Source organism: Streptococcus sp. 3874 (genome assembly GCF_013276425.1).
Lineage (GTDB): Bacteria > Bacillota > Bacilli > Lactobacillales > Streptococcaceae > Streptococcus > Streptococcus pseudopneumoniae.
On the sequence record NZ_VMLA01000097.1, the window covers coordinates 1 to 947 of the forward strand.

The following is a 947-nucleotide window of genomic DNA, read 5'->3' on the forward strand; positions in this document are numbered from 1 at the left end:
GAATTGTGGACGGTAGTTGTTGAAGAATGGAGTGTGACGTCCACCCTCTTCTTTAGTAAGGATGTAGACTTCACCTTTGAATTTAGTGTGTGGGTTGATTGAACCTGGTTTAGCGATAACTTGTCCACGTTCGATTTCATCACGTTGAACACCACGAAGAAGGACACCTACGTTATCTCCGGCAAGACCTTCGTCAAGTTGTTTACGGAACATTTCAACACCAGTAACAACTGCTTTTTGAGTTTCTTCTTTGATACCAACGATTTCGATTTCGTCGTTGACTTTAACGATACCACGGTCGATACGTCCTGAAGCAACTGTACCACGTCCAGTGATTGAGAATACGTCTTCGACTGGAAGAAGCAATGGTTTGTCAGTGTCACGTTCTGGTTCTGGGATGTACTCATCAACTGTGTTCATCAATTCCATAACGATGTCTTCGTATTTAGAGTCACCTTCAAGAGCTTTAAGAGCTGAACCTTGGATAACTGGAAGATCGTCACCTGGGAAGTCGTATTCTGACAATAGGTCACGGATTTCCATTTCAACCAATTCAAGCAATTCTTCGTCGTCTACCAAGTCAACTTTGTTCATGAAGACGATAAGGTGTTTAACACCAACCTGACGTGAAAGAAGGATGTGCTCACGAGTTTGTGGCATTGGTCCGTCAGTTGAAGCTACTACAAGGATAGCACCGTCCATTTGAGCGGCACCAGTGATCATGTTTTTAACGTAGTCCGCGTGTCCTGGAGCGTCGATGTGAGCGTAGTGACGTTTTTCAGTTTCGTACTCAACGTGCGCAGTGTTGATTGTGATACCGCGTTCGCGTTCTTCTGGAGCAGCATCGATAGACGCATAGTCTTTAGGTTGGTTAACTGATGAAGGCAAGCGACGTGCCAAAACAGTTGTGATAGCTGCAGTTAGGGTAGTTTTACCGTGGTCAACGT

1 protein-coding gene is annotated in these 947 nt (G+C 44.9%); it reads right to left on the reverse strand.

The features are described from left to right. On the reverse strand, positions 1-947 hold a 947-nt coding region (gene tuf, locus HT703_RS09265), incomplete at both ends, for an elongation factor Tu (RefSeq protein WP_172930046.1).